21 protein-coding genes and 1 pseudogene are annotated in these 25987 nt (G+C 53.7%); 15 read left to right on the forward strand and 7 right to left on the reverse strand.

Annotated elements, in window-relative coordinates:
• Nucleotides 1-75 precede the first annotated feature (75 nt).
• From CW305_RS04115 to CW305_RS04135, 5 genes are all read left to right on the forward strand, one after another.
• Complete coding sequence (locus tag CW305_RS04115; RefSeq protein ID WP_104097159.1) at nucleotides 76-840, forward strand: type IV toxin-antitoxin system AbiEi family antitoxin; 765 nt, start codon at nucleotides 76-78, stop codon at nucleotides 838-840.
• Nucleotides 830-1762: a nucleotidyl transferase AbiEii/AbiGii toxin family protein gene (locus CW305_RS04120; protein ID WP_104097160.1), complete on the forward strand. Its 933-nt coding sequence runs from the start codon at nucleotides 830-832 to the stop codon at nucleotides 1760-1762. The genes CW305_RS04115 and CW305_RS04120 overlap by 11 nt, the downstream gene beginning before the upstream one ends.
• 135 nt (nucleotides 1763-1897) lie before the next feature.
• The gene (gene pglZ, locus CW305_RS04125; RefSeq protein WP_104097161.1) at nucleotides 1898-4519 is read left to right on the forward strand and encodes a BREX-1 system phosphatase PglZ type A; all 2622 of its coding nucleotides are present in this window, start codon (nucleotides 1898-1900) and stop codon (nucleotides 4517-4519) included.
• Nucleotides 4503-6557: a protease Lon-related BREX system protein BrxL gene (brxL, locus tag CW305_RS04130; RefSeq protein WP_104097162.1), complete on the forward strand. Its 2055-nt coding sequence runs from the start codon at nucleotides 4503-4505 to the stop codon at nucleotides 6555-6557. The genes pglZ and brxL overlap by 17 nt, the downstream gene beginning before the upstream one ends.
• A gap of 50 nt (nucleotides 6558-6607) precedes the next feature.
• On the forward strand, nucleotides 6608-6967 hold the full coding sequence (locus tag CW305_RS04135; protein ID WP_104097163.1) for a hypothetical protein: 360 nt from the start codon (nucleotides 6608-6610) through the stop codon (nucleotides 6965-6967).
• Nucleotides 6968-7004: 37 nt separating this feature from the next.
• On the opposite strand, the gene CW305_RS23355 is transcribed toward CW305_RS04135, so the two are convergent.
• Genes CW305_RS23355 through CW305_RS04150 form a run of 3 tightly spaced genes read right to left on the reverse strand, consistent with a single transcriptional unit; the run spans nucleotide 7005 to nucleotide 11027 of the window.
• The gene (locus tag CW305_RS23355) at nucleotides 7005-7772 is read right to left on the reverse strand and encodes a hypothetical protein (protein ID WP_181063847.1); all 768 of its coding nucleotides are present in this window, start codon (nucleotides 7770-7772) and stop codon (nucleotides 7005-7007) included.
• Complete coding sequence (gene mobF / locus CW305_RS04145; RefSeq protein WP_104097164.1) at nucleotides 7747-10704, reverse strand: MobF family relaxase; 2958 nt, start codon at nucleotides 10702-10704, stop codon at nucleotides 7747-7749. The genes CW305_RS23355 and mobF overlap by 26 nt, the downstream gene beginning before the upstream one ends.
• Entirely contained in the window at nucleotides 10701-11027 is a 327-nt protein-coding gene (locus tag CW305_RS04150) for a hypothetical protein (protein ID WP_104097165.1), read from the reverse strand. Before CW305_RS04150 ends, mobF begins: the two co-directional genes overlap by 4 nt.
• A gap of 317 nt (nucleotides 11028-11344) precedes the next feature.
• Here CW305_RS04150 and CW305_RS04155 point away from each other — a divergent pair, with 317 nt between their 5' ends.
• The 7 genes from CW305_RS04155 (at nucleotide 11345) to CW305_RS23175 (ending at nucleotide 18134) form a co-directional block, all read left to right on the forward strand.
• Entirely contained in the window at nucleotides 11345-11683 is a 339-nt protein-coding gene (locus CW305_RS04155) for a hypothetical protein (protein ID WP_104097166.1), read from the forward strand.
• Between the two features lie 5 nt (nucleotides 11684-11688).
• Nucleotides 11689-12411: a StbB family protein gene (gene stbB / locus CW305_RS04160; RefSeq protein ID WP_104097167.1), complete on the forward strand. Its 723-nt coding sequence runs from the start codon at nucleotides 11689-11691 to the stop codon at nucleotides 12409-12411.
• Nucleotides 12411-12839, forward strand: coding sequence for a hypothetical protein (locus CW305_RS04165; RefSeq protein WP_104097168.1), 429 nt, complete (start codon nucleotides 12411-12413; stop codon nucleotides 12837-12839). The genes stbB and CW305_RS04165 overlap by 1 nt, the downstream gene beginning before the upstream one ends.
• Before the next feature lie 517 nt (nucleotides 12840-13356).
• Entirely contained in the window at nucleotides 13357-13722 is a 366-nt protein-coding gene (locus CW305_RS04170) for a histone-like nucleoid-structuring protein, MvaT/MvaU family (RefSeq protein WP_104097169.1), read from the forward strand.
• Nucleotides 13723-14401: 679 nt separating this feature from the next.
• Entirely contained in the window at nucleotides 14402-15460 is a 1059-nt protein-coding gene (locus tag CW305_RS04175; RefSeq protein ID WP_104097170.1) for a nucleoid-associated protein, read from the forward strand.
• Nucleotides 15444-16628: a hypothetical protein gene (locus tag CW305_RS04180; protein WP_104097171.1), complete on the forward strand. Its 1185-nt coding sequence runs from the start codon at nucleotides 15444-15446 to the stop codon at nucleotides 16626-16628. Before CW305_RS04175 ends, CW305_RS04180 begins: the two co-directional genes overlap by 17 nt.
• A gap of 297 nt (nucleotides 16629-16925) precedes the next feature.
• Nucleotides 16926-18134, forward strand: a complete 1209-nt coding sequence (locus tag CW305_RS23175; protein WP_146067136.1) for a hypothetical protein — start codon at nucleotides 16926-16928, stop codon at nucleotides 18132-18134.
• A gap of 273 nt (nucleotides 18135-18407) precedes the next feature.
• On the opposite strand, the pseudogene CW305_RS04190 reads toward CW305_RS23175, so the two are convergent.
• Nucleotides 18408-18666: pseudogene (locus CW305_RS04190) on the reverse strand (transposase); the annotation flags it as partial.
• Here CW305_RS04190 and CW305_RS23360 point away from each other — a divergent pair.
• The 3 genes from CW305_RS23360 to CW305_RS04205 all read left to right on the forward strand — a co-directional run bounded on the left by CW305_RS23360 (nucleotide 18584) and on the right by CW305_RS04205 (nucleotide 22286).
• Nucleotides 18584-19093: a hypothetical protein gene (locus CW305_RS23360; RefSeq protein ID WP_181063861.1), complete on the forward strand. Its 510-nt coding sequence runs from the start codon at nucleotides 18584-18586 to the stop codon at nucleotides 19091-19093. The pseudogene CW305_RS04190 and the gene CW305_RS23360 overlap by 83 nt on opposite strands.
• 446 nt (nucleotides 19094-19539) lie before the next feature.
• Nucleotides 19540-21906, forward strand: a complete 2367-nt coding sequence (locus CW305_RS04200) for a DNA polymerase II (protein WP_104097174.1) — start codon at nucleotides 19540-19542, stop codon at nucleotides 21904-21906.
• Nucleotides 21907-21977: 71 nt separating this feature from the next.
• A complete protein-coding gene (locus CW305_RS04205) occupies nucleotides 21978-22286 on the forward strand; it encodes a hypothetical protein (RefSeq protein ID WP_014821016.1) in 309 nt (102 codons plus the stop codon).
• Nucleotides 22287-22334: 48 nt separating this feature from the next.
• Here the strand turns inward: CW305_RS04205 and CW305_RS04210 are convergent, their stop codons facing one another.
• The 3 genes from CW305_RS04210 to CW305_RS04220 are packed head-to-tail and all read right to left on the reverse strand — an operon-like array spanning nucleotide 22335 to nucleotide 25490.
• Nucleotides 22335-22679: a YdbL family probable chaperone protein gene (locus CW305_RS04210; RefSeq protein WP_014821015.1), complete on the reverse strand. Its 345-nt coding sequence runs from the start codon at nucleotides 22677-22679 to the stop codon at nucleotides 22335-22337.
• Nucleotides 22680-22687: 8 nt separating this feature from the next.
• The gene (locus CW305_RS04215; protein ID WP_104097175.1) at nucleotides 22688-22879 is read right to left on the reverse strand and encodes a YnbE family lipoprotein; all 192 of its coding nucleotides are present in this window, start codon (nucleotides 22877-22879) and stop codon (nucleotides 22688-22690) included.
• A 37-nt stretch (nucleotides 22880-22916) separates the two neighbouring features.
• Nucleotides 22917-25490: an intermembrane phospholipid transport YdbH family protein gene (locus CW305_RS04220; RefSeq protein WP_104097176.1), complete on the reverse strand. Its 2574-nt coding sequence runs from the start codon at nucleotides 25488-25490 to the stop codon at nucleotides 22917-22919.
• Between the last annotated feature and the right edge of the window lie 497 nt (nucleotides 25491-25987).

Genomic DNA, 25987 nt, shown 5'->3' on the forward strand with positions numbered 1-25987 from the left:
GTATTTCTAGCTTGCGGTAATGATGGGTTGGTTTATAATTTTTCAATTAGATGATCATTTTGCTAGGTTTTTTGCGTGAAAATAAACCATCTGATTGCAGACTGGCCCTCTGGAGTTATTGCCACTCAGAGCTGGTTACACCAGCACGGTGTTGGCAGCAGCCTGGCGCGTAAGTACCAGCAGTCCGGTTGGATTGAGCGGATTGGCCATGGTGCCTGGCAGCGACGTGGCGATAGCGTCGACTGGCTGGGAGGCGTATTTGGCTTGCAGCAGGACGGCCTCTTGAAAGTCTGGCCGGGCGGCCAAACTGCCCTTGCTTTGCAAGGCTATAGCCACTATCTGCCGCTAGGCGAGGATGTGGTGACTTTGTTTGCCTCCCCTGGCTTAAGACTGCCTGGCTGGTTTGCTGAACATAAGTGGGAGGTGTCGATTCGCTGCATTGCGGCCAATCTTTTCAGCGAGCTTGATTCCACTGCCTGGCAAACCTTCAAGCCTGCTCATCGCGAGTTCGAGTTGCAGATTTCCTCTCCTGAGCGGGCGGTACTAGAGCTGATCCACGCCAGTGAAGATGAGGCATTGTTCAGTTCGGTAGCGGAGCTGCTAAACGGGCTGGCTACCTTCAGCCCCAGGCGTTTACAACGCTTGCTGGAGGCCTGTCGCTCAGTACGTGTGAAACGGGTCTTTCTGTTGCTGGCACGCCATTCTGGGCATGCGTGGTATTCCCGTCTCGACCTGACGCGAGTCGACCTGGGTACTGGCAAACGGCAGTTAATTGCGGGTGGGTGTCTGGACAAGCAATTTCTGATTACGGTGCCGGAGCAATTTGCTGATGCCTCTTGATGCTCGTTATGCAGCCCAGGTTCGTCTTTTAGTGCAGACGCTACCCTTGGTCGCGGTGGAAAACTGTTTTGCATTGAAAGGCGGAACCGCCATCAATCTATTCGTGCGCAATTTGCCTCGTCTTTCGGTTGATATCGACTTGGCTTACTTGCCGAATGCTTCACGGCAAGCAGCCTTAGATGATGCGCGTGCCGCACTGGGGCGTATTGCAGCATCCATCGAGCGGGGCATGCTAGGCGTCAAAGCCACTCTGCAAACCAATCGACCGGATGAGCTGCGCATTCTTGTGCGCTCAGCAACGGCGCAGATCAAAGTCGAGGTTTCTCCGGTGCTGCGCGGTACTGTGCATCTGCCTGTGCAGCGGGATGTGGTCGCAGAAGTCGAGGATGAGTTTGGCTTTGCCAGTATGCCGGTCGTGTCTTTGCCGGATCTCTACGGAGGTAAAATCTGCGCTGCACTCGACCGTCAGCATCCTCGTGATCTGTTTGATGTGATGCTGATGCTCAGGGAGGAGGGGCTGACGCGGGAAATCTTTGAAGGCTTTCTTGTGTATCTAATCAGCCATGGACGACCGATGGCCGATTTGTTGGAGCCACGCTGGAAACCTCTGAAGCAGATCTATCAGGCTGAGTTTTCTGGCATGACGCGCGAGACTGTCGGTCTTGAGCAGCTCGAAGCCACCCAGGCCGCGTTAATGGATGCCATTCGAGCGCAGATCGAGCAACGGGATGTCGCGTTTTTGTTATCACTTAAACGTGGCCAGCCAGACTGGTCGCTGCTCGATCTGGCTGGTATTTCAGAGCTGCCAGCCGTTAACTGGAAGCTAACAAATATTCGTGCAATGGCTGAGGGTAAGCGCGCAGAGTCCTTGGCTCGACTGGAGCAGGTTTTACTGCGTTTGATGGTGAAGTCTTGCCAGTAAATCTCCGTGGTTCAAAGCTCCTCATAAAGCATTGGTTGGAAATCCATCCCTTTCGGATGGTTTATTTTTTGCTCTAAAAAAGCACTGAAAGTTTATTTTAGGTGGGTTTTATAAACCCGCTGGAGGCGGTAATTGATGTCTGAGCAGTCTGCACAAATCGTACGGATCATCGACGGCCTACAGCAGCAGTTTGCCGTCAGCCGAGTGGTTTGGTGGGAAGATCCGCTGGGCGAGTTCAGCGAGACGTTGGAAGTGCTGACATTGCAGAATGTTCAGGTTCTGCGCCGCTCGCAGACGCCAGCGCTGGCGATCAAGCAACAGGTCGAGTTGCTGAATCCGAGTGGCCTTTTCCTTATTTATGAAGACAGTCATCGCCCCGAGCCAGAGCAGGATTGGTTGCTGGATATTCGACTGTATGCCGCGCCATTTGCAGCGGATCGTACGTCCATGCTCTTGCAGGAACTGGGACTGCGTAAGCACAGTTTGCGTGAGCACCTGAAGTTGCGTAGTGCGTTCTTCGCCAGCAAAGATCGAGTCACCAAGATCCAGCGGCTGCTCAATCCCGATGACGATGAGGCTGCGTTAGATCTGAAGATCCTCGCGGTGCTGGCGAAGGTTGAGCAGGCTGAATTGTTTGCAGTGCTCACGGCTATCTTTGCGACGTTGGCTGAAGCTGAGGAGCTGGAGAATAACCCCCTGTGGGAGTCGATCTGCAAGTTCGACATGCAACTGGTGTTCTGGCAGCTGATGTTGCAGGCCTTCGGTTATCAGCATGGCGAACCATCCCTGCGGCATTTTCTGGTGCGGTTGTTTGCAACTGATATCGGGCATGCCTTGCATACCCATGCCCCGACCAACCTCAAGGCCCTTCAACTCAACCCCGCACGCGCTGCAAATGTCTCGGTCTTCTTGTCGCAGTGGCGCGACAGCACCTTGCGGCAGCGTGCATATGATCGTTTATCGAAGCGGGTGGCGGCAGATTTGCGCCCGACAGAATTGTTGGCTCAGGTGCCCTTGGAGGCACTGATGGCCGTCAGTACGTTTGTTGATGTTGAGCGTCAGATTGCCGAGCGTTTGCGAGATGCCGTGCTCTCTAATACCAGCGAAGCGGTTGGCCTGAAATTGCGGGATATGGCTAGCCGGCGCATGGATGGTTACTGGGCCAATCCTCGCTGGCCAGATAACGAGGACGCCAACCGTTCGGTGTGGTACGCCTACTACCGCTCGCTGATTGCAGCATCTGAACTGTTCGAGCTGAAGCTACGTTACGTCGGTGGTTTTTCTTTTGCTTCCGCTGAGGCTTGCTACAGCGCTTACACCGGTGAGCTTTATCGTTTCGATCAGCTCTACCGGATGTATCACGAAGCCGCTGATTCTGTGTACGCACGTAGTCCGGACGCCTTGTCCCCGTTGACCTCCCGAGTTGAACAGGACTACTTGAATGGCTTCCTGCAACCGCTGGCACAGAAGTGGGGCAGCTTCGTCGATGGCGGCCTGCTGCAACAGTGGCAATTGCCTGACCTACCCAATCAACAAAACTTCTATGCCGAGCAGGTGGATCGCTATCTGAAAGGTGGCGAGGATCGTCGGGTGTTCGTGGTGATCAGCGATGCGCTGCGCTACGAGGTGGCTCAGGAGCTGAGTGAGTCGCTAAATGGTAAGTATCGGTTTGCCGCAGAGCTGAGCAGCCAACTGGGCGTGCTGCCGTCATACACCAAGCTCGGTATGGCCAGCCTGCTGCCGCACAAGTCACTGAGCTATACCGATGCGGGCTTGGTTCAGGTGGATGGACTGAGCAGTGATGGTCTTGAGGCGCGTAACAAGATTCTAGCCAGTGTGAATGGTCTGGCCCTGCGTGCCGAAGACTTCCTGACTATGAACAAGACCGATGGGCGAGAGCTAATCAAGCCGTACCGTGTTATCTACATTTATCACAACAAGATTGATGCGGTTGGCGATACCGCCAGCACTGAGAGCAGCACCTTCAGTGCTTGTCGCGATGCCATTGAAGAGCTGGAGTCCATCATTAGTCGCATCATCAATAATCTCAACGGTCATCGGGTGGTGGTTACAGCGGATCACGGCTTCCTGTTCCAGGATTCAGCGCTTGAGGCTCTAGATAAGAGCAAGCTGGTCACCAAGCCCTCTGGGACTGTGGTCTCGAAAAAGCGCTATCTGATTGGTCGAAATCTGGGCATTTGCGACCAGGTGCATGCTGGCTACATCCGGGACACCGCAGGCATCAGCGATGACATGATGTTCTGGTCGCCACGCGGGGTGAACCGTTTCCACTTTGTCGGTGGCGCACGGTTTATTCATGGCGGAGCTGCGTTGCAGGAAGTGGCTGTGCCGGTGCTCAAGGTGCAGCAGGTGCGCGGCCAGAAGGCCAAAGACACGGCAGTGCGCAAGGCGCAGGTCACGGTGCTTGGTAACAACTTCACCATCACCACCAACCGCTATGTGTTCAACCTGTTGCAGACGGAGGCAGTCTCCGAGCGGGTACTTCCGGCGGTGCTGCGTGTAGGTTTATATGATGATGCTGGAGAGGCGGTATCAGCGGTGGAGCTGATCTCTCTAGATAGCGATTCACAGAATCTTGACCAGCGCCAACGCAAGGTGATTCTGACGCTATTGAACCGTCCGTTCTCTTCCAGTGAACGCTATTTCTTTAAGCTGCTAGACGCCGAAACCGACGTCGAGCAGTTCCGAATTGATGTCCGTATCAACCTGGCGATTAGCAATGACTTTGACTTCTGATAGCGGCAACCTTGACCTGGATCTTGATGCTCTGCTGAACCGGTTCTTTACCGGAAAGGTAGTGCGCAAGGATCTGACCAAGCGTCTGAAGGAAGGCATCAACGTACCGGTGTACGTGCTTGAGTATCTGCTCGGTATGTACTGCGCTTCGGATAACGAGGAGGTCATTGCCGATGGCTTGGAAACCGTTAAGCGTATCCTTGCTGAAAACTACGTTCGCCCCGACGAGGCCGAAAAGGTTAAGTCGAAGATCCGCGAGCGCGGCAGTTTCAAAATCATCGACAAGGTTTCAGTCAGCCTGAACGAGCGCCGGGATATCTACCAGGCGCTATTCATGAACCTTGGCGTCAAAGATGCCGAGATCCCCAGTCGCTTCATCAAGGAGTTTGAGAAGCTCCTTGCGGGAGGTATCTGGTGCATCGTGACCTTGAATTACTTCTTCGAGGAAGGGGCCAAAGGTTCGCCTTTCACAGTGCATGATCTCAAGCCTATCCAGATGCCAAACATGGATATGGATGCGTTGCTGGAAGCGCGCAAGGCGTTCAGTGAAAGCGAGTGGATTGATGTGTTGCTGCGCTCAACGGGCATGGAGCCAGCTCATTTCAATGAGCGCACGAAATGGCATCTGCTGACGCGGATGATTGCCTTCGTCGAGAACAACTATAACTGCTGCGAGCTTGGCCCCCGGGGCACAGGTAAGAGCCATATTTATAAGGAAGTTAGCCCGAACAGCATCCTGGTTTCTGGTGGCCAGACCACCGTAGCAAACCTGTTCTACAACATGTCGCGCAGGCAAGTAGGGTTGGTCGGGATGTGGGATGTGGTTGCCTTCGATGAGGTGGCAGGTATCTCGTTCAAGGACAAGGACGGCGTCCAGATCATGAAGGATTATATGGCCTCGGGCTCCTTCGCCCGTGGGCGTGATTCCATCTCAGCATCTGCGAGCATGATGTTTGTCGGCAACATCAACCAACCAGTGGACACCTTGGTTAAGACCAGCCACCTACTGGCACCGTTTCCAAGCGCGATGATCGACTCTGCGTTTTTCGACCGTTTCCATGCCTACATTCCAGGTTGGGAAGTGCCGAAGATGCGCCCTGAATTTTTCACCAATCGCTACGGGCTGATTACCGATTACTTGGCCGAGTTCATGCGCGAGATGCGCAAACGAAACTTTGCCGATGCCATCGACCGCTTCTTCAAGCTGGGCAACAACCTAAATCAGCGTGACACCATCGCTGTGCGCCGGACGGTATCTGGCTTGCTCAAGCTGCTACATCCGAGCGCTGATTACGACCGAGAAGCTGTACGCCGCTGCCTTGAGTACGCTTTGGAGACCCGGCGCCGGGTGAAGGAGCAGCTGAAGAAAATCGGTGGGATGGAATTCTTTGATGTCCACTTCTCGTACATCGACGCCGACACCTTGGAGGAGACATTCATCAGCGTGCCGGAGCAGGGCGGGGGCGGGCTGATTCCCGAAGGGCAAGGTAAGCCAGGAGCAATGCACTTGGTGTCGACTGGAGCCAATGGGCACCTGGGGCTTTACCGGCTGGAAACCCAGATCACGGCTGGTAGCGGCAAACTGAATATGTCCGGCCTCGGAACCAGCTCTTCAGCTAAAGAGGCTCTGAAGGTTGCTTTCGACTACTTCAAAGCCAACATCAATCGCGTGAGCGCAGCATCAAAAGTGGGCGATCACGACTATCACCTGCATGCCGTTGAGCTTCACAACACGGGTGCCCCCAAGGCATTGACCCTCGCCGGCTTTGTTGCCTACTGCTCAGCGCTGATGCAGCGACCACTGCAAGCGCAGATGGTGGTGCTGGGGGATATGAGCCTGGGTGGAAACGTGGTGCCAGTGGAGAACCTGGCTGAATGCATGCAGGTGGCTTTCGATGCGGGAGCGAAACGCATCCTCCTGCCCATGGCCAGTGTGACGGACATCCCAACCGTACCTGGTGAGCTGTTTGCTAAGTTCCAAACCAGCTTCTACAGCGATCCGGTGGATGCGGTGTTCAAAGCGCTTGGGGTGACCTAAGGCATTGATGAATAGGGTTGTTCAGCAAATGATTAGGGTTCGGAGGAGCAATGGGCAAGGGGCAGTTCAACAGGCCAGCAATCATCCCAGTTACTGAAATGCGTCTCAGCTATGGCTTTTCAGGGGACTGCTTTCCCCTTACTTTTGAGCTTTCCGAGCAGCTTAAGCCACTCATAACTTCGCATCTGCCTCGACGTAGAAAGTGGCATTTCAATGACCGGGTACTGCTTTGGCTTAGCCCTGAATTGGAGCCAGACTTGATAGCGTTCTATCAAGGTGGTGGTGATATCTTTCTGATGAGGTATGACGCGTCTTGGGCTCAAAAGCTCGACATTGAGCTACTTCGTGAGCTGGCAAAGCGTTTGGAGGTACTCAGTCCCGGTATCCTGGCCATGATTACCGGGCAGTAGAGACCGAGCTGGGTCTTTGCTGTCTGATACATCGACGCTATCTTCTTTGCCCCCTAAGCCCTGCGATCACCACGCAACTCAGCCGCTCCCCGTTTTCCTTCCGCGCTATGGCTCGTATGCCTGTCAGTTTCTCGCCCGGAATCTCCATCACAAGATTGTTCGGGGTGTCGAAGAGACCATCATAATCAGCGGCATTTTGAACCCCGGCCAATTCTTGGATGGATAGCGAGTGGATCGGGTCGTAGCCGTTTTCGTAGCCCTCCACGAGCACCGCCATGTCGTCGGGAAATTGCTGTAGCAACTGAATCAATTGGGCGACGGTCATCAATTCTTTCCTGTCCCGGGTGCTGGAGCAGCGGATATGACGCTCTATCGTTTCGGCTAGTTGCCTAGCGTCTAAAAGTGCATGGTGCGGAGCGTCGTCGAGCTCTTCGGTATCGCTCTGGATCGCAGCTGGAAAAGTCCCAGCCTCAATACCATCAGGGAGGCCTGATGACCCTGCCAGCCAGAGGAGCAACGGCCAGTCCCAGGCTATGGCATCGCTGATGATTTCAGCTGAGCCAACCAAGCGGAGAAACGAGAGTAAGTCCAGCCTGGCTTGTTCTGTGCTTCTACCATGTTGAAGCAAATCTAGCTGGGGTAAAACGATGGACTGGGTGAAGTCGGAGCACTCGTCTTCCGTCCAATTATCTGCAAGCTCGACATAGAACTCCTGACCGTCCGAGGAAACCAGCGCAAGGCTGATCAGCCGGTAGGTAAAGCGGTTCAGTTGGGTGAACTCAGTATCCAGGTACAGACGCATCATGCGCGCTCCTCTGGCTGCCCGGCTGAAGGTTGTATCGCAATATGCAACCTTGGGTCTCACGAGAGTGGAGCCTTGTTTGTGCATCAGCTTCACCGAGTGATTCAGGTTTCTCAGGAAAAAACCTACTCTTGAGAATAGTTTTCCCTGCCAACTTGAAGGTGCTCAAACGTTCCCGCAGGCGTTGAAGCAGGAGGTCGAGCTTTGCTCGTGAGCGGGTTTGAAGCCGGTAGGCCGGTCGGCTCCTAATTTGCTTGGCTAACGCATCAGGGGCAGCAGACCGAAGGATTTCCGGCGTCCCAGTGTATGAAAAGTAAACGCCTGATTTCTCCAGCAGCTCCTTTATTTTTGGCTGCTGCGCTCTAATAGTAGTGTCATCTGTGCGGATGGGCGTCTGGAGCGTCCGCCGCTTCGTTTCTGGATCTGCATCGAGCGCTGTCATTTTCGCTTTGAAGAGATTCGTCCGATTCGCGAAAGCGGATTCGCACTCCGGGGACAGGTAAAACGGGCAGGCGGTCTTGGCGCGTGTGAAGGCGACGTAGGCAGAACGGCGGTCGGTTGTTTCACTGACCAGATAGAACGCATGCTCAACGGTAAGTCCTTGGGATTTGTGTACCGTCATGGCGTAAGCGTGATCGAGCTTGTCGTAGTCGCTGAGATGCCAGCAGATTTCAGTGCCTGAACGATCCAGACGGACATACACAAGCGTTTTAAACTGTGCTTCATCATTACCCGATTCGTGACACTCGATATGGGTGACCGTCGCTCGGTCTCCATTGAACACTGGCGTCTGACCAAGCTTTGCGTTTTTGCGCAGCATGATCCGGTCGCCTGGGCAGAGCGCAAGCTGTCGGGAGTACCCTCTGTCATTGCTCACCTGGATAACCTTTTCGGCAGATTCGTCCAGCTCGCCATGTGCCATGCGTATTTCCCGTACGCGCTGATTGAGCTGGTTTACATGGCTGTTGCGATCAGCCAGCAGGAGGATTTCGCTCCAGTCAGTGCCAGCCCTGTGTACCTGCGCGGCATCGTTGAGCATTCGTTCAAGGGGGGATCGATGCTCGGGGCTCGTTCCGCGAAGCAATCCGCGTCGTTGCATCATTGCAGGGGCATCCTGTGTATCGGAAAACCAGGCCTGGCTGATACCTCTATCCTCAGCGCTACGCTGGCGGGCTATCTGCTCAAGCCGCGCTGCACCGAGGTGCCGGGTAAGCATATGAAGCGTGGATGCCGAGCCAACAGCTTCAAGCTGTTTAGAGTCTCCTACTAGCACAATCTTGGCTCCCGCAGCCTCGATATGGCCAAGGAGTTTATGCAGCGTGCGAGTATCCACCATGCCTGCTTCATCCAGCACGATTACGTCCAGGTTGGTCAAGGTAAATGGTTTTCTGGCGTTATCGCTCTCCAGGCGCATGAGCAGCGCATGGATGGTTTGCGAGTCAATACCGGCGCTTTTTTGCAGCTCGGCCGCAGCTGCCCCTGATGGAGCCAAGCCGAGTACGCGATGCCCGGCAGCGTTATAGGCAGTTTTGAACGCGGCCAGTGATGCGGACTTTCCAGTGCCCGCAGCACCTTGGATGATTGCGATTTGGCGTCCATCGGTGGCATGCAGCATGGCCTGAACCTGCTCATCACGAAGGGGGAATCCTTTCTCCCGTTCGCATTGCCGCAATGCTTGCTGGATTTGAAGGTCGGGCAGGGTGAAGCGCTGCCTATGTCTTGATGCTTGGCGAGCAAAGCGCAGCAGGTCGGTTTCGAGCTGCCTGAAGGTTTCAGTAGTGAAATATGGCTCCTCACCAGGGCTGTCCGGCAGGCGCACAATTCCCAGTTGCTGGGAGACGGCGGATTCAATCTCTGAGAGTGATCCAATACCGCCATGCAGGATGCTCAGCATGGCGACAGCGCGGTCGAGATCGTGATGTCTGAAGACAGAGTTGTTCTTGAATACCAGGGCTTCGGCGGCGAGCAGGGTAGTTGGCGTGAGATCTCCAGGCTCGGGTGACAGGTCAGCTAGGCAGGATTTCCATTCCTCTCGCAACGTTTCCCCTCCAACCCTGGCTTTGGTTTGGCGTGTTCTTTTCGCGACTGCTCGTGCCGCGTCAGCGCCTGATGCCCCCATGGCCTTCAGGGCATCCTGAATTTCCTGGCGGCGTGTGGAAAAACGCATGATTGTGCTGTGATCAATGCCGGCGACGACCAGGCCGCTGCGTTCAGGAGCGCACTCAAGATGATTGGCGACTCTTGGGAGATCGCGTTGCAGGATGCTGGCAAGGCTGGCATCAAACAGAGCGGCAATCTCCACTTGGCGGCGGTATAACTCGCGGGCATCCAACGTTCTCCATTGGCCGTCGCTGCCGAGAACCAGATTCGGAAACTCCGCATGCACGTGAAGGTGCGGCTCCTGGTTGCGATTCGTGAAATGAAGATAAGTCGCTGCCACGACTTCGCCCGGATTAGTCTCGCTGCCTTGTGCGCCAGTGCGGTAAGCGAAGATGCCACGACTTTCGAGGTGCAAGATGGTTCGACCGGTGGCTTCCATCATTGCACGCTCAAATGCCATTTGCTGATCGCGGGGAAGGGTGGCGTACAACAGTGATAGCGACTTTTCGACGTTAAAAGATGTAGAAAATCCGGCCAGGGCTCGATTCGCATTACTTAGCTGAGTCCGCCTTGTCTTGCTACAAAATGATTTTCCCGTCCTCGGATTGATGCCAGACATAAGGGCTTTATAGTCCCCGTTCTTTGGTCTGGCACCGAGTTTCAGTTCGCTTGATCCGCTGCCAACAAAAGCAGTCAGTAGAGTGTCGCCATCGGGTTTGAAGTAATAGTCTTCAGCACCTGACGATTTGTGAGGTATCTCCTCTCCAGTTTCATGGTATTCGGCACGCGCTTGGATGTCTTCTGTATTGAATTTATCGATAGTAAAGATGCTCATGTTTGATCCTCAAAATCGAGGATCGACATTAAACCGGCCCTTGCTCCATCGTTCGCGGCGTCAGTGACCCTAGCGCTCAACAGGGTAAGTGCGCGAGCTATTTCATCCTGAATAACCTGGGCCGTAGCGCGATCTAGCTGGATTATTCTTGCTGTCTTTAAAGAGAGTTGGCGAGTGGTAATGGCTACAAGGTCGTCAACCTCAATCGACGTTATTATTTTTTCAAGAACCCGGCTTTGAGCGATGCCGAGGGATTTGACAAGATTGTCCAATGCTATTTGGTTTGCATGGCTCTCTATGCTCTGACTGTAGATTTTTCTCATAACATGCCTCATTGAATATGCGTACTACATCATTAGTAGAGGCATATGAGCATGCTTCGATGCAACAGCTATTTGCGCTGGGGGTTTGCGCTGGTGCAACCTTTGAAGAAGGTGCAGCAGTGTTAATCGACTTTCTTTTCTATTCATGTCTATTCATATGTAGTCACGTACAGTCGGTTGCTGTCGAGCCCTTTCATTTACAAGCAGCTGGTGTCGTAACATGTCATTATTTTTGTTTGTATACCAGAAATTGAATGAGGCGGTATATTCCATTACAAACGACTCATTGAGATAATAAATAAAAATGAGGTGGCAATATGGTTAAGGGGCAGGCAAGAATTTTACTTTATGGTAAGCAAGCATTTCTGGTGGACGCACTAAAGGACTTTAAGACGCTGTATGAGATCGCAGCTGCCCTTGAGTTGGACGGGGTAAAGGTTTCGGTTTCTAGCCTGTACAGATATATGGTAAGCGACTTAGGTGAATATTATGCAGAATATCTTAGGTGCACAGGCAGGGGGCTAATGAGTAGTCGTCGCACCAACGGTAATTCAGAATTTGCGAAAAAATATATACCGACTAGTTATGCCGTGGCTAAGCGCGAGCGTATTACAAATCCGAGTGATATGAAAAAATTTCTAAAAGAGAAAAGGTGAAATGCATGAAAATAGTAGTGGCGGGTATTAGTGGTAATCTGGGTAAGTCAACGTTGTCTGCGCACATGCTTGTGCCTCGCATGAAAAACGCCAAGTTATTGATTGTGGAGTCAATCAATCAAGACACCAAAGAACTCGTTGGTGCTTCAGAGAAAATACGCGGCGAGGATTTCAAGAGAATATATATGGAGTTGGTGCTGCACGATGATATTGTCGTAGATGTCGGTGCTTCAAATGCCGAAGCATTTTTTGAAGGCTTGTCTTCATTTAGCGAGGGTTATGATGAGGTTGATTTGTTCGTAATACCTGTTGTGCCGGGCGCTAAAGAGCAGGCTGAGTCAGTCTTGACAGCTCGTATGCTTGAGGCAATGGGGGTAGAAAAAGATAAGATTAGAGTTGTATTTAACCGAGTGAAACGCAGCGTTGAAGATGAATTTCCTGAGCTACTACATCTGGCGGCTGAGTTGGAATGCTTTATCGCAAATCCGGAGTGCATGGTATTTGAGAACGATATTTATGAGGATTTAGCTGATCTAAGCTTGCCCCTAAATGATGCGTGCGCTATGGCATGTGACGATTTGAAGGAGTTGAAGGGTGACCTAAGACGCGTTGCGCATGATCCGGCAAAGTTTGCGTTTGCTATGAAAAAGCTAAACGTTGCCAAAAAAGCTATTAATACATCTGTGCAATTGGACGAAGCTTTTAACGCGCTGATCGGAGGTGTGTAATGCAAAATTATAGAGATAGGCCGCTGTCAAGGCATGAAAACCAAATAAGGCTTCTTTTTATGCATGCGGATGAACTAATTCAGAAGCTAGAAGTACTGAATAGCTCTGCCGATAAGCTAGATCATCTGGAAGTAATGATTAACGGGGTTGTTGGTGCGCCAGGGCTCATCGAAGTGGTAGAGAGTCTGGCTTCTCAGATTGATAGGGTTGAACGGTGGAGCGGGCGAGCGTCAGGTCTGAATTTGAGTGATATCTCTAACAGATTAACAAAAATCGAGTCCTTTTTGGTTCGGAATCAAAAATCCATTGAAGCCGAGCGTAGAGGCTCGGTCAACGTCTGGGTCGCGGCAGCAAACATCATAGCGTTCACGTGGGGAGTTACTGTGATGGGCATGTTGCATATGTTATATGCCCATGGCACGCCCTAGATTAGAGGCGTCCAGACTAATACCGCATTAATAATTAGTGCCATATCGCGCGCCGCTAATTGAAATTGGGTTTATGCATATTGGCATTTTCCGGAATGCATGCCCAAAGAATTTCTTCCATTAGGAACAGATACACCGAGACAGATAGTTGCCATGTGCGGAAGGTTATTACGCGTCGAAGCTGGCAGCGCTGTCCAGCGCAACCGTCCTGATCATGAGCGATCCCGTAAGGCACTGACTTTAAAGGCAGCCGCACCAGCAAAAACGGCGGTGGCGGCGTTCGATGTAGCAAAGCCTGCCGAATACGGGAGCCCGTGCCGAGTGGCACCCTCGTCTGGAGCGTCCACCGCTTCGAAATGCCACCCGCGCGAGTACGCTCGCAATCGTTTATCCATTCATCGCTCATTAGCCATTCAGACACCGCATGATCCAGCCACCCGCTAGCGCTGTCCCCGCTAGGATACCGCGGAAAGTGATGCCACAATGAAACCTGCGCTCCCTCCACAAAGGCATATCCATGTCCAAACTTGCTGAATTTAAAGCCCTTGAAGCTGAACTCGCTGCCCAACTCAAACAGCTAGACGCGCTGAAGAACGACGGTGAACTGAAGCGCGAAATCGAGTTTGAGGAAAAACTTCGTGGGCTCATGGCTGAGTACGGTGTCAACCTGAGAGGCATTACTTCTATGCTAGATCCGCAAGCGCACGGGATCACGCCTATTACGGCTCCGGCTGCATCCCGCCAACGTCGGCAACGCAAAGTTAAGGTGTACAAGAACGCAGAAACCGGCGAGGTGGTTGAGACAAAGGGCGGCAACCACAAAGTGCTGAAGGTTTGGAAAGAGCAGTACGGAGCTGAGAAGGTGGAAGGATGGCTGCAATAAGGGAGCGTCCTCGATGATGAAAAGCCAGGCACTGCTTGGCTTTCTGTTTGCGAGCCTGCTCCCATAATCTCTGTGCGGCTGCTTTCGGCTGAACCCAATCATTACCAAGGCAGCTCACGGCCAAAGCTCGCGCTCGCTGGTGCTCGATAGATTTTGAGCCGTCGAAATACGAGCGTGAGCTGCTTGCTGCTTGCTGCTGTCTGCTATTTGCTTAGACGAAGCATGAGCCACGTTAGGTTTGCGCAAAAAGAACGATACTCGGCAGGTAGAGGCCGTCTAGGTCAAAAAAACTACTTTGGGAGACCCAGACTCAATACTCCACATGATAGTGCAGCTGTTCCGCTGGGGCGTAGCATCATCTTGACTTGGGGGCGAAGCATTGATGAACACTCGCAGCAACGCATACACCAGGCGGGGAATAGAAAAGCGCTTCGATCTCGGCCTGGTTTGGCTGGAGGCGGTTGTCGCTGATGCCAGAAGGCTGGCATAGTCTGTTCCCTTGGGAATTGCGTTGAGCAGGTAAGCCAATGTCATTATGGCAAGCGATTTTCGTTAGCGGTTGGCCATCAAGATCCATATCATCGTATATGAATTACTCGAATATCCCGTCGCGTCAGTGAACCAGATTATGCGCATTTATCGCGCGACATATTGCCAATATTAGATAGCGAGTATTTATATGCCGGACGGACAAGCTGCGCCTAAAGATATTGAAAATCAGATCGAGAACGTCATTGTCCATAGCCTTAATAGGACGAGTGAAGGCTTCATTCTGGATGATCGAAAAGAGGTGCTGGAAGTTGGAGATACCGTTCAAAGACTTATCGACCAACTTGCCAAGATATACGCCGGGAAAACAGGAAAGTCGCATGGGAGATTCGAGGAGGATCAAGATAACTATCCCGTGTCTAAATTTTTAGAGGCGTATTGCGTCAAACATGAGTCAGACTTTGTAGCAACTACCTACCAAATGGCAGAAACGCTTAAAAAGTCGATGCAGGGAACCGCCTCCACGGGAGGGCATGTATTTTTCTCACACTTCAAACGCACTGTAGACCAATCTGAGTATCTGATTGTTGCTATTTTGAGCGATGAATTAGGCACTGCATTGAACAAGGCGAAAGATGTCGTCGATGCACTGCACTTAGATATCAAAGGATTTCGTCTGGCGGGACGCGTAAATATTACTGCTTGGCAAGGCGGAAACGATAAGTACCTGAGCTTTATCAAGGGGCGCGGGCAAGATAAAGTTTCTGAATTTTTTAAGCTATTTTTGGGTTGTAACAATTCAGTTGCTGCCATCCTTGAAACACAAAAGCTGAGCACCGCGCTAGAGAATTTCGCAGTCGAGCTGAGCATGACAGATGCTCAGCGTGAAGATCTATTTCAAAACGCCTATGCTGTATGTAAACGTTACGCTGAAAAAGATTTAGAATTTGAATTGGAGCCTTTTGCAAACGAGGTATGGCCAGACAATCCTCTACTGCTAGCTGACTCTTTTGAAAAGTCTGGGTTGGATATATCTGATGGGTTCGTTCCAGATAAAAGGTCACTACGAGGACTTGTAAAATTTAGCGGAAATACCAAGAATTGGCGTATAGTTTTCGATAGAGCTGCGCTCTCTGATAATGAGATTAAGTTCGATCCTAAAACAGATAGCCTTACGATTAATAATTTACCAGATGAATTGCTTGCGCGGCTCAGGGCCGAAGTGAACCAAGATGGCGAAGAGGATTAAGTTTACTGATCTGTTACCAATTTATATTTCGATGCAGAACAAGCATGGGAATACATATGAATTAGTAGTTACAAACGAGCTGATTCTGCGCTCCCTAGAGTTAGCGCTAGATGAAGGCAACGCCGATGAGTCTGGATTGACCGTAATATATGGCGATTATAACGCTATAAACATTGGTGATGTTTTTACTCTGAATGTAGAACAACCGCGTTTAGGGCTTGGGATTCTGGCAACGGATTTTGCTACTTACTTAAAGGCTCCGGGTGCTAAAGTCAAGGAGCGGAAAAATTTTTATCTAATCGAATCATCTTTCTATTCCGGCTCAGCGGGCACTGCACCGCCTGTCGTAAGCAGATATCGGCAGCTTCTTAGGTTTGTAGCGCTTCTGTCTCAATCGGCTCACTATTTGGATGAGATGAAAGAGGAAATGATCTTTTATAAAGATGGGCGATTCGTTGTTCCTCTAAACTATGATGAAGAGGTAATCAGGCGACTAGATGTCCAAAGCTTTGAAAATTTAGAGCGCTTTGTTTTAGATCCTTTACACAGAGATCAAAAGCTAAAAATGCTGAGCGAGAATCTCTTGAGCATACTTGGAGCTATTCCAGAGCAGAAGCGTTTTGCATATTTGGTTGATAGCGTCGCTGGGCTGTATAAGCGTATACAAACCAGTTATGAGCTTTTTGTTGCTGATCACAGTTACGAAAAAGCATTAGCTGAGGTAAATTCCTTTAAAATAGAGGCCATAACCAAGATACACCAAGCTTTAACTGATATACAGGCTCAGGTCTTAGGTATCCCAATAGCCACATTTATCGCATTGAGTCAGCTCAAAGTAACAAACTCCCTTAACGGTCAGTTTGCTACTAACTCAATAATATTTCTCGGAGTGATAGTTTTTTGTGTATTGCTGGTTGGGTTTCTTGTAAATCAAAACTCGACATTGGATACAATAAAGTCGGAGGTGGAGAGGCAGGAATTAGTATTCGAGCGTAAGTTTTTAAACGATGCTTCCATTTACACTTCGAGCTTTTTATCGATAAAGTCTAGATTGTGTTGGCAAAAGGCAGCCATTAAAGCAATAGGGGTTTTAGTGTTCTTAATGTTGGCTGTTTCAGTAATTTACTATGTAGTCCATACCAGGAGTATCTACAATTTAATATTCTGAGCTGCTCTATAGCTTTAACCGAAACTCCCGACCATGTTGCTGTACTGATTATGTCTGGCAAAGTTTCGGTTCATAAGTGAAGTAGGGCTTTGCATTAGTGTCGCGATGATTACCGACTCTGAACCAGTTAAGGCCAACCTCGCCTTCCATGCGATAAACGAACTGCGTTGGGTTTGCAGACGAGTTGCTTACTTAAGCTGCTGGACGCTCTCTATTCGTTTAGCTCACAGTGGCTCTACGATGTCATCTCTGCTCGGGCTCATTACAACATCTCGTTTGAAAAAATGGAGGTGCCCAATGTGGTTCTATGGGTTTAAGGAAATTCCACTTTACGAACTTCATAGACTAAAGCGAGTCCTTACGAACGCAATTTGGGAAAAGCCCATCGTTCCAAAGGGCCTACCGCTTTCCGTTCACCCACTACACTTTATTTATGCGTCGACTCGCGCTTCTATACTTGGAAAAAAGCTAGGCTTGCGGGGGCAATTAGCTGGGCTCGGATTGGGATCAGCTGCTCTCTGTTACCTTACTCCAATTTTTTCCGGCTCGGCTCGGATGTCTTCAACCAACATCTTTCTTCATCATAACTTTGATCACACCAAAGACTTTGTTGGATCAAGTATAAAAGGCACGATCGGAGCCTCGTTGGCTTACCTGGAAATGCAGAGGTTGGGATACGCATGGACTGGTCATTGGGAAGACTGCACCTCACCGTCTGCTATAGCCAAAAGCCCGACATCAAAAAAATCGAAAGGGTCTTGTGCGCCCAAGTCAAATGTACCGACTCCTGATTTCGTCTTTGCTTCATCCCGTGATGTTTGCCTAGTCGACGCTAAAGGATCTTCTCGGTCGATGAAGGACGTCAGGTCGATTGCAAAAAATGAATGGAAACGTCAAATCTACTCAAACAGGCTGGCCAAGCTAAGAGCTGGTGGTACAGCTACCGAAGGTCGTATTATCGCTACATCGTTGGCCCATCCTCACGGGATTGGCTTGGTAACGGCTTATGGGCGGTTTCCGAGCGCTGCTTCTTCTCCTGGCACGTTGATTACTACGTTGCCTAGCGCTACTATCAACGCGATTAAATCCGTCCAGCAAATTAATTTTATTAATGCGTTCTATTTTCTAGGACTGAATGCGATAGCAGCCCATTTCGTTGGCGGGCCGGTGGGCCAGGCTAGAGCCCAATTGAGCTGGGCCCGCCACAGCGCCATAGATATCGATAACCGTGGTGCCGTGTTCCCAGGCGTTAGAAGGGTCATAGATCTGGGAAGCCAAGGGGCGTGGTCAATGCAGCCGTTCTGTAGACTTGATGTTCTTGAGGAGGCGTTTGAGAACCTGTTGTCTGATAACGCCCCACCAGTATCTGAAGCACACTTGATCTTGACTCCCCAGATTGGGGAAAGTGCCAGTTCCGTAGATGATAAGATGAACGCAACGGATCGAATGATCGTTCAAAGTCGCGATGGAGTTGGAGCAATTTTCGAACGCGTGAAGAATACATAGTCAACCTAACGGTGGAGGCTTCCCTTATATCTAGACAAAGTAACTAGTCTGTTGCTTCGATTAGTTGAACCACAACCGATTCTTGTCTGTCGCCACCTTGACCTTCGAGTCAAAGGCTGATGCTTAAATGCCCGCTTCTGGCCCATAGTGTGTAAAAACAATTTCATATCTTGGCCTGAAGTAGTCATGTATTTCTGGCTGACTTCAGCCCTTGCCGATTTCAGAACGGCGATTCGGCTAAAAAACGATCAAATCATCCGCTCTTTCCGGGTTTTTAACCGGCGCGAGCACCTCGCGCCGGTCATTTTCCCTACGCCGGGCCGCGATCTGCCAGATCACCTCACGGTCTTCATGTTCCGGGCGCTTCTTTACGCCGGTGTAACCCGCGTCAGCCCCAGAAATGTTCCTTGCCGTGTAGCAGTTTGTCGATTTGAGTAACGTCTGCAACGTTGGCTGCCGTCCCGACCACGCTGCGCAACAGGCCGGGCTCGTCATCAACGCCGATAAGCGCCTTCGTGCCGAAGCAATACTGCAAATGCCAGGCCTCGCAGAAGACCCATAATCTTCTCGTCAACATCAACGATGTTGCCCTCAAGCAGGTCAAGCTGAAGTCAGCGGTTCGTACCACCCACGGTGGTGTGATGCGCGATCTGGATCGCTACAACGAGGCATTTCAGTTGGCGAGCGAGGCACATCGGCTTTCGCCGGATAGCTTTCGACCCTGCACCCTTCTAGGCGCATTCAATATCGGGATAGGCCAAATCGTATCGGGCCACCAGTGGTATTCAAAGGCAGAGGAGCGAGTAGCTAAGCCAGGCAGCATCGAGTCGGAAATTGGGTCGTTGATGGGACGTATGTCATTTGAGAAACGTGATTCTGTGATCAGCCAGTTGCAGAGCATTGACTCCGTTCGGTACGCCTGGCTGCACAAGAAGCGAAGGGTAACCGATAGTAACTGAAGGCTCAGGTGGAACGGGCAGAAGCCTTTACTGATAGTCTGTGTCTATTCTACGCGGTTGCCGAAATTCGCGCCCAGCCTGGATGGAGAGGGTGCTGAACATCCCCCTAGAGATCAGTTCATGCGTTGATTGCCCCGTGGATTTTGGGGGCAAAAGTGGGGGCAAAATCCAGGCCGCTCCAAACCGTCCAAAACCATGAGGTGGCGTATTCATTGGGCTGTAGAGGAGCGTGGAGCGGTGCAGGCGTGTAGATGGCAGCGTTCAAATCCCTATCTCTCCGCCATTACATATAGCCTAAGCCCCTGAACTCGACAGAGTCCGGGGGTTTTTGCTTTTTGTGCCCTCGGTATGCGGCGGCCGGGTTTGTCTGATGATGGCTACGCTTCAACGGCAGGTGCAGTCTGCTGCATGGCCATCACAGTGTTGTGCGAAGCGAGGGGAGGGTGATGTCGCAGCTACGGCGGGGCTTTATCCTGACCCGGCACTGGCGGGATGCGCCGGAGGGTACGGAGGTCAGTTTCTGGCTGGCCACCGACGCTGGCGCACGGCAGCTACGTGTCCCGCATCAAGATTCCGTCGCTTTTATCCCCGAAGAGCAGCGTCCTCTTGCTGAAGCGCTGCTACGTCGCGAGCGCGATGTGGAATTGCGATCGCTGGCCTTGTGCGACTTCCGCCATCGGCCAGTGATGGGGTTGTACAGCCGTTCGTACCGTCGCTTGCTGGATTGCGCGCGGTTGCTGCGTGAGGCCCGGGTGGACGTCTATGAGTCCGATATCCGTCCGCCCGAGCGCTACCTGATGGAGCGTTTCATCACCGCGCCGGTGTCCTTTTCAGATGCGTCTGGCGGTGACGGTGCGTCGATCGATGCGCAGCTCAAACCGGCGCCTGACTACCGGCCGAAGCTAAGACTGGTTTCGCTGGATATTGAAACTACCGCCCGCGGCGAGCTCTATTCGATTGCCTTGGAGGGCTGTGGCCAGCGTCAGGTCTACATGCTCGGGCCGGAAAACGGGCAGGGCACGACCGTCGATTTTTCTCTGCAGTATTGCGATAGCCGACGCGAGTTGCTCGAGCGGCTCAACGACTGGTTTGCCGAGCATGACCCGGATGCGATCATCGGCTGGAATCTGGTGCAGTTTGATCTGCGCGTGCTGCGCGATCATTCGCAGCGCCTGCAAGTGCCGTTGCGTCTGGGGCGCGGTGGTGCGGAGATGGAGTGGCGCGAGCACGGCGGTCGCGGCAATCATTATTTCGCCGCGGCCGCCGGGCGCTTGATCATTGATGGCATCGAGGCGCTTCGCTCGGCTACGTGGAGCTTCCCCTCCTTTAGCCTGGAGAACGTCGCCCAGACCCTTCTGGGTGAAGGCAAGGCCATCGACAATCCCTACCAGCGCATGGCGGAAATCGATCGCATGTTCGCCGAGGACAAACCGGCTCTGGCGCGCTACAACCTCAAGGATTGCGAGCTGGTAACACGCATCTTCGCCCGCACTGAACTGCTGACCTTCCTTCTCGAGCGCGCCACGGTAACCGGGCTGGCTGCCGATCGCAGTGGTGGTTCGGTCGCGGCCTTCGAGCATCTGTACCTGCCGCTGATGCATCGCCAGGGCTTCGTCGCGCCGAATCTTGGCGAGCGGCAGCCGGAGGCCAGCCCGGGTGGCTTCGTGATGAATTCGCAGCCGGGGCTTTACGAATCAGTACTGGTGCTCGATTACAAGAGCCTCTATCCGTCGATCATACGAACCTTTCTCATCGACCCGGTGGGGTTGATCGACGGGCTGCGCCAGCCGGATGACGAACAGTCGATTCCCGGCTTCCGCGGTGCGCGCTTCTCGCGGACTAGGCACTGTCTGCCGGCAATCGTGGAGCGCGTCTGGGAGGGGCGCGAAACGGCGAAACGCGAGCACAACAAGCCGTTGTCGCAGGCGCTGAAAATCATCATGAATGCCTTCTACGGCGTGCTCGGTTCCAGTGGCTGCCGTTTCTTCGATACGCGCCTGGCCTCGTCCATCACCCTGCGCGGTCACGAGATCATGCGGCGCACACGGGAGCTGATCGAGGCGCAGGGGCATGCCGTCATCTATGGCGATACCGATTCCACGTTTGTCTGGCTGCGCAAAGCGCATTCGGATGACGAGGCGGCGCTGATCGGCCGTCAGCTGGTACAGCACATCAATGATTGGTGGCGAATGTATCTGCAGTCCGAGTACGGGCTGGGTAGTGCGCTGGAGCTGCAATACGAAACCCATTTCCGGCGCTTTTTGATGCCGACCATTCGTGGTGCGGAGGAGGGCAGCAAAAAGCGTTATGCCGGACTGATCACCCGGCCCGATGGCAGCGACGGTATGGTCTTCAAGGGATTGGAAACCGTGCGTACCGACTGGTCGCCATTGGCCCAACGCTTTCAGCAGGAGCTCTACCAACGCATCTTCCACCGCCAGCCGCACGGGGAGTACGTGCGCGACTACGTACGGCGCACGCTGGCCGGTGAGCTGGATGAGCTGCTGATCTATCGCAAGCGCTTGCGCCGCAGGCTCGATGACTACCAGCGCAATGTGCCACCCCATGTGCGTGCGGCGCGTTTGGCGGATGACTACAACGACCGTCAGGGGCGGCCTCGGCAGTATCAGAACGGTGGCTGGATCAGCTACCTGATGACGGTCGCCGGGCCCGAGCCGCTGGAAACACGGTCATCGGCCGTCGACTACGACCACTATGTAACGCGGCAACTGCAGCCCGTGGCGGATGCGATTCTGCCCTTCGTGGGAGATGACTTCGCGTCGCTCGTCGATGGGCAGCTCGGCTTGTTCTGAGTTCACCGGCTCGCGGCATCTATCTAGTGCCGCACCGGTCATATGTCGAGCAACATTTCTGGAGCTCCGACATGTACCTGATTCAGTTGCTGCTACCGCTTTACGACAACGATCAGCAGGCGCTGCCGAAGTCGTCTTTCCGTGCTGTGCGTGATGAGCTCATCGAGCGTTTCGGTGGCCTGACCACCTATTCGCGAGCCCCGGCGAGTGGCTATTGGCTGGAAGAGGGCGACAACGCGGTTCATGACGAGTCGGTGGTCTACGAAGTCATGGCCAATGATCTGGACAGGGGCTGGTGGGCCGATTATCGCGCCGAGCTGGAGCGCCGGTTTCGGCAGGAGAGCCTGGTGATCCGGGCACACGCTCTGACGCTGCTGTAGGCGCTGCCGCGAAGAGCGATGGCCGGCAGACCCGGCCATCATCGTTGGTTACTTGCGAACCCAGTTGCCGTTGAGCTGAATGATCTGGCCCGAGGGCGTCTTCTCGATGGCTTTCTTGCCGGCGATGGCTTCCACGTCGCTGACGCTGATGCCGTTTTGCTTGGCGACGCGGTGGTACTCGGCTCGGCGCGCCTGATTGATCTGGCTTGCGATGTCCTCGGCGTTCTGGCTGGACCGCACCACGCCGAGATAGCCGTCGGGCTTCTCGCCAAGCAAGCCGCTGGCCTTGGCGTCACCCAGGGCGGACATGGCTTCGTTGAGCGTCATGGCTGCCGCTGGCAGAGCGATCATGAGTGCCAACAGCAGGCTTGCCAATTTCAGATAGGTTTTCATCGTCGTCCTCAGAACAGTCCGCTGTCTTCGTTAATGATCGAGTCGAGCTGCTTGTCCACCCGGATGTAAATCTCATGCTCGATCTTTACGTTCAGGTTGATGTTGATCGGCTCGTTCGGTACGGCCAGTTCCACCCGCGGCGTACAGGCGCCGGCGAGCACGGCCAGCAGCAGAATGGTCAGCGATTGGCGCAACCGCATGGCGGTCTCTCCTGTGTCGGCTAGTGGCTGCAAGGCCTCATTGAAGGCGTTGAAGATGTTCCTGCACCCGTCGTTGAATTGTTTCGCTTACCCGGTCGCTCAGTTGCAAGCTGGTCAGCAGCGCCGGAATGTCCTCTTCCAGATTGATCGAAAAATTGATCGGGCGGCCTCCTTCCAGGGCTGGATTGCGGCCGTTCAGGCGCAGCGCGAGGTTCAGTTTGCCGCTCTCATCATAGCGGACGTCACTGCTCAGCCGATCATAATGAAAATCGTGCAGGGCTTCGGTGACGATCTTCATGGCCGGGTTCGACTGACCAAGGGCTTCTATCTTCGGCGAACGAAAGCGCAGTACACCGCCGGGTGCGCGCGCGGCCAGCTCGCCCTGGTCGACGCTGAACCCGAGTACGCTGCGGCGAATGTCGAAGCTGCCATCAATCAGGCCGCTGCCATCGAGCCCTTCGGTAGGGTAGGCGGCGAGCATGTCGCTCAGTTGCAGTCCTTGCAGCTTGGCGCTTAATTGTTGCTGCGGTGCAGCCAGGTCGAGCGTGGCGGGGGCGAGCCAGAACCTGCCGCCGAAGATTTGGGTTTCCGCGGTTGCCCAGCGCAGTTGGCCTTGCACTGGATGATCGAGATCGGTGCGGTAGTTTCCGCGCAGCAGCAGCGGGCCAAAAGTGAATCCGGGATTGAGCTGAGCGAGGCGCAGCTCGGTTATATCCAGCTCCAGGCGGTTGCGCTCGAGGCTTGCAGCGATTCTTGCGTCGAGCCCGGATATCTCGGCGCGGTCGATGATGCCGGCCAGTCCGCGGGCCTCCAGCGTGAGCCTGGCGGATGGCGGTGTGCTGCCAGCTGGCACAGAAAGCGTGCCATCAGCCAGCAGGCGCCCGCTGTTCAGTTCGAGCATCTCCGGCCAGGCTGTGAAGCTGCGGGCAAGCGGGTTGCCGGCGCGCAGAAAGATCTCCTGTAGCTTGCCGCTTGCCTGTAGTGGGCCGTTCCAGCGCTTGTTCAGGTTTGCTGCCAGTGTCAGCCCGACATCGTTGCTCAATGGGCCGGTCGCTGCCAGTTTTGTGGCATCAGCTTCCAGGTGCCCGCTCCAGTGCCAGCCCTGGGAGATCAGTCGTGGGTGATCCAGTCGGCTGACGCGCAGGTCCAGCGGCCCCTGTACGCGCCAGCTAGGCGGCTCTGAGTTGCGGCGGTCGAGATGCAGGCTGAGCGGTTGGGAGAGCAGGGCCTGCAGTTGGCGGGCAGTGAGTTCTCCGCTGGTCAGGTCGGTGAGGGTGGCCCGTGAGCTTTTATGCAGCTGTACATCGATCTGCTCGAGGTTCGCACGACCGGAGAAGTCCAGCGTGGCCTCCAGACCTCCTAGCGAAAGTGCATCCAGCTTCAGCTTGCTACTGCGCAGTTGCAGTTGCGCCTGCTCGATCTGCAGTACATATGGCGGTGCAGTATTCAGTCGCACCCGTGCCTGCAGGGTCGCCGGTGTGGCGCCTTGGGCGTCCAGCTTGACCTGTAGCGGCAGTTTGTCTTGATCGGTTTCGGCATCCAAGGGCTCGATCTGGATGTCCAGCCGCTCAGGTCGCAGATTCTCGGGAAGTTCGGCGACGAGCGCCGGTTCGGGGCGTAGCTGGACATTGGCTTTCATCTCGGTAGGCAGCCACTGGCCATCCTGTCCATTAGTCGCGAGGTCGATATCGCCTTGCACCTCGCCAAGCCCGATGATCGGCCACGGCGCCGGCAAGTGGCCGGAGAGACGCAGATCCCCGCCGGCACGGCGCCATTCGAGCGTGCCGTCTGTCGAGCGAGGCACGCTAAGCGCCCAACCTGCGCCAAGCCGCATGTCAGCTGGCATGTCTGGCAGCGGGGTAGGTTCGTAGCCGGTCCAATCGCTTAGCCAGCTCAACAGCCAGGGCGCTTCCGGCAAGCTGCCCATGGCAAGGGTGCCATCGGATCGCAGGGTGTTGCCGAGGAGGTTGAACCGGTTACGGCCTTCCAGGCGCGACTGCTCGTCGATCAGCAGTCTGGCTTCGATCAGGCTGTGCATGGGGTCTGGTCCCTGTGCACTGACGATCAGCGAAACACGGTGTTCGTTGCGGCGCAGGTCCAGCCGGGCATCGACAGGCAGCAGTGTTTCGCCGGCGTGTTCCAGCCACAGGCTACCCCGTTCGTCGCACTGACCCTTCGCGCAGGGGAGGTCCATCCTCAGATCAGCTATGGTCATTCGCTCCGGCAGCCACGCCACCCAGCGTGCATATTGCTCGGCGTCGCGCGGAGGCGAGCTCTCGTTCCCGGCATGCGGTAGCGAGAGTAGGGTCGTGCTGAGACGATCTATTTGAAGCGATTGTGGTGGAAATGGCTGAAAAATGCTGGGAACTTGCAGCGCGATATTTTCAGCCCGGACGGTCAGGTTGAGGCCGTTCCCGGTCAGCTGTGCATAGTCAAGCTGGCGGATCGATATGCTTCTGAAAGAGACACGCAGCCCCTGCCAGTCGAGTTCGACGATGCCTTGTTCGCGCTTGAACGCTGTCCATTGATACCAGGCGAAACCGCCGGCAAGCAGCAGCAGTAGCAGCAGGCCAGCCAGCAGCCAGCGCAGTATTCTCGACGGTTTCGTCATTTCCAGTTCCAGAATGCGAGGCGTACAGCATAGCCGCAGAACAAGCGTAGCTACCGTGCTCCGGCAAGGTGCGCAGGACGACAACAGCCTTGTCTGAAAGTTCGCTCTTGTGCCGCTGCAACCCTTGTGGCAAGCCGCTTCGCGCCTGGTGCGCTGAACTTGTGCACATTTGCGCAGCACGCCTGTCAAGGCCTTATGACAAACTGTCGCAAATCGCCTGAACTCATAGATCGTTAATAACCAATTGAAAAATAAGAACTTTTTTCATTGGCGAAAAAAACGTCAGTTTAAGCGCAGCCCCATGAGACGTGGCATTCATAGATTTGTCTTCTGTTTGTCCACTGACTTATCCACAGCTTCTGTGGATTAATTTTTGGTGTGATCCGGATCTAATTTTTTCGCTTTTGACAAGACTTTAACTCTCGGAAAAAAGGAGTAGAGTGCGCGACCTTATTCATCCAGCCCCCAGATGTGCATGAGAACGCGTACAGCCTCCT

Origin of the sequence: Stutzerimonas kunmingensis (assembly GCF_002929225.1) — a bacterium.
Lineage (GTDB): Bacteria > Pseudomonadota > Gammaproteobacteria > Pseudomonadales > Pseudomonadaceae > Stutzerimonas.

Bases quoted from the DNA above. Each gene is read 5' to 3' on its own strand.
- CW305_RS04210 (WP_014821015.1), bottom strand. From the start codon at position 22,679: ATGAAAACCTATCTGAAATTGGCAAGCCTGCTGTTGGCACTCATGATC.
- CW305_RS04165 (WP_104097168.1), top strand. From the start codon at position 12,411: ATGCAAAATTATAGAGATAGGCCGCTGTCAAGGCATGAAAACCAAATA.
- CW305_RS04220 (WP_104097176.1), bottom strand. From the start codon at position 25,490: ATGACGAAACCGTCGAGAATACTGCGCTGGCTGCTGGCTGGCCTGCTG.
- CW305_RS23175 (WP_146067136.1), top strand. From the start codon at position 16,926: ATGTGGTTCTATGGGTTTAAGGAAATTCCACTTTACGAACTTCATAGA.
- CW305_RS23355 (WP_181063847.1), bottom strand. From the start codon at position 7,772: ATGATGCGTCTGTACCTGGATACTGAGTTCACCCAACTGAACCGCTTT.
- stbB (WP_104097167.1), top strand. From the start codon at position 11,689: ATGAAAATAGTAGTGGCGGGTATTAGTGGTAATCTGGGTAAGTCAACG.
- CW305_RS04175 (WP_104097170.1), top strand. From the start codon at position 14,402: ATGCCGGACGGACAAGCTGCGCCTAAAGATATTGAAAATCAGATCGAG.
- CW305_RS04200 (WP_104097174.1), top strand. From the start codon at position 19,540: ATGTCGCAGCTACGGCGGGGCTTTATCCTGACCCGGCACTGGCGGGAT.
- CW305_RS04215 (WP_104097175.1), bottom strand. From the start codon at position 22,879: ATGCGGTTGCGCCAATCGCTGACCATTCTGCTGCTGGCCGTGCTCGCC.
- mobF (WP_104097164.1), bottom strand. From the start codon at position 10,704: ATGAGCATCTTTACTATCGATAAATTCAATACAGAAGACATCCAAGCG.
- pglZ (WP_104097161.1), top strand. From the start codon at position 1,898: ATGTCTGAGCAGTCTGCACAAATCGTACGGATCATCGACGGCCTACAG.
- CW305_RS04205 (WP_014821016.1), top strand. From the start codon at position 21,978: ATGTACCTGATTCAGTTGCTGCTACCGCTTTACGACAACGATCAGCAG.
- CW305_RS04155 (WP_104097166.1), top strand. From the start codon at position 11,345: ATGGTTAAGGGGCAGGCAAGAATTTTACTTTATGGTAAGCAAGCATTT.
- CW305_RS04135 (WP_104097163.1), top strand. From the start codon at position 6,608: ATGGGCAAGGGGCAGTTCAACAGGCCAGCAATCATCCCAGTTACTGAA.
- CW305_RS04180 (WP_104097171.1), top strand. From the start codon at position 15,444: ATGGCGAAGAGGATTAAGTTTACTGATCTGTTACCAATTTATATTTCG.
- CW305_RS04120 (WP_104097160.1), top strand. From the start codon at position 830: ATGCCTCTTGATGCTCGTTATGCAGCCCAGGTTCGTCTTTTAGTGCAG.
- CW305_RS04170 (WP_104097169.1), top strand. From the start codon at position 13,357: ATGTCCAAACTTGCTGAATTTAAAGCCCTTGAAGCTGAACTCGCTGCC.
- brxL (WP_104097162.1), top strand. From the start codon at position 4,503: ATGACTTTGACTTCTGATAGCGGCAACCTTGACCTGGATCTTGATGCT.
- CW305_RS04150 (WP_104097165.1), bottom strand. From the start codon at position 11,027: ATGAGAAAAATCTACAGTCAGAGCATAGAGAGCCATGCAAACCAAATA.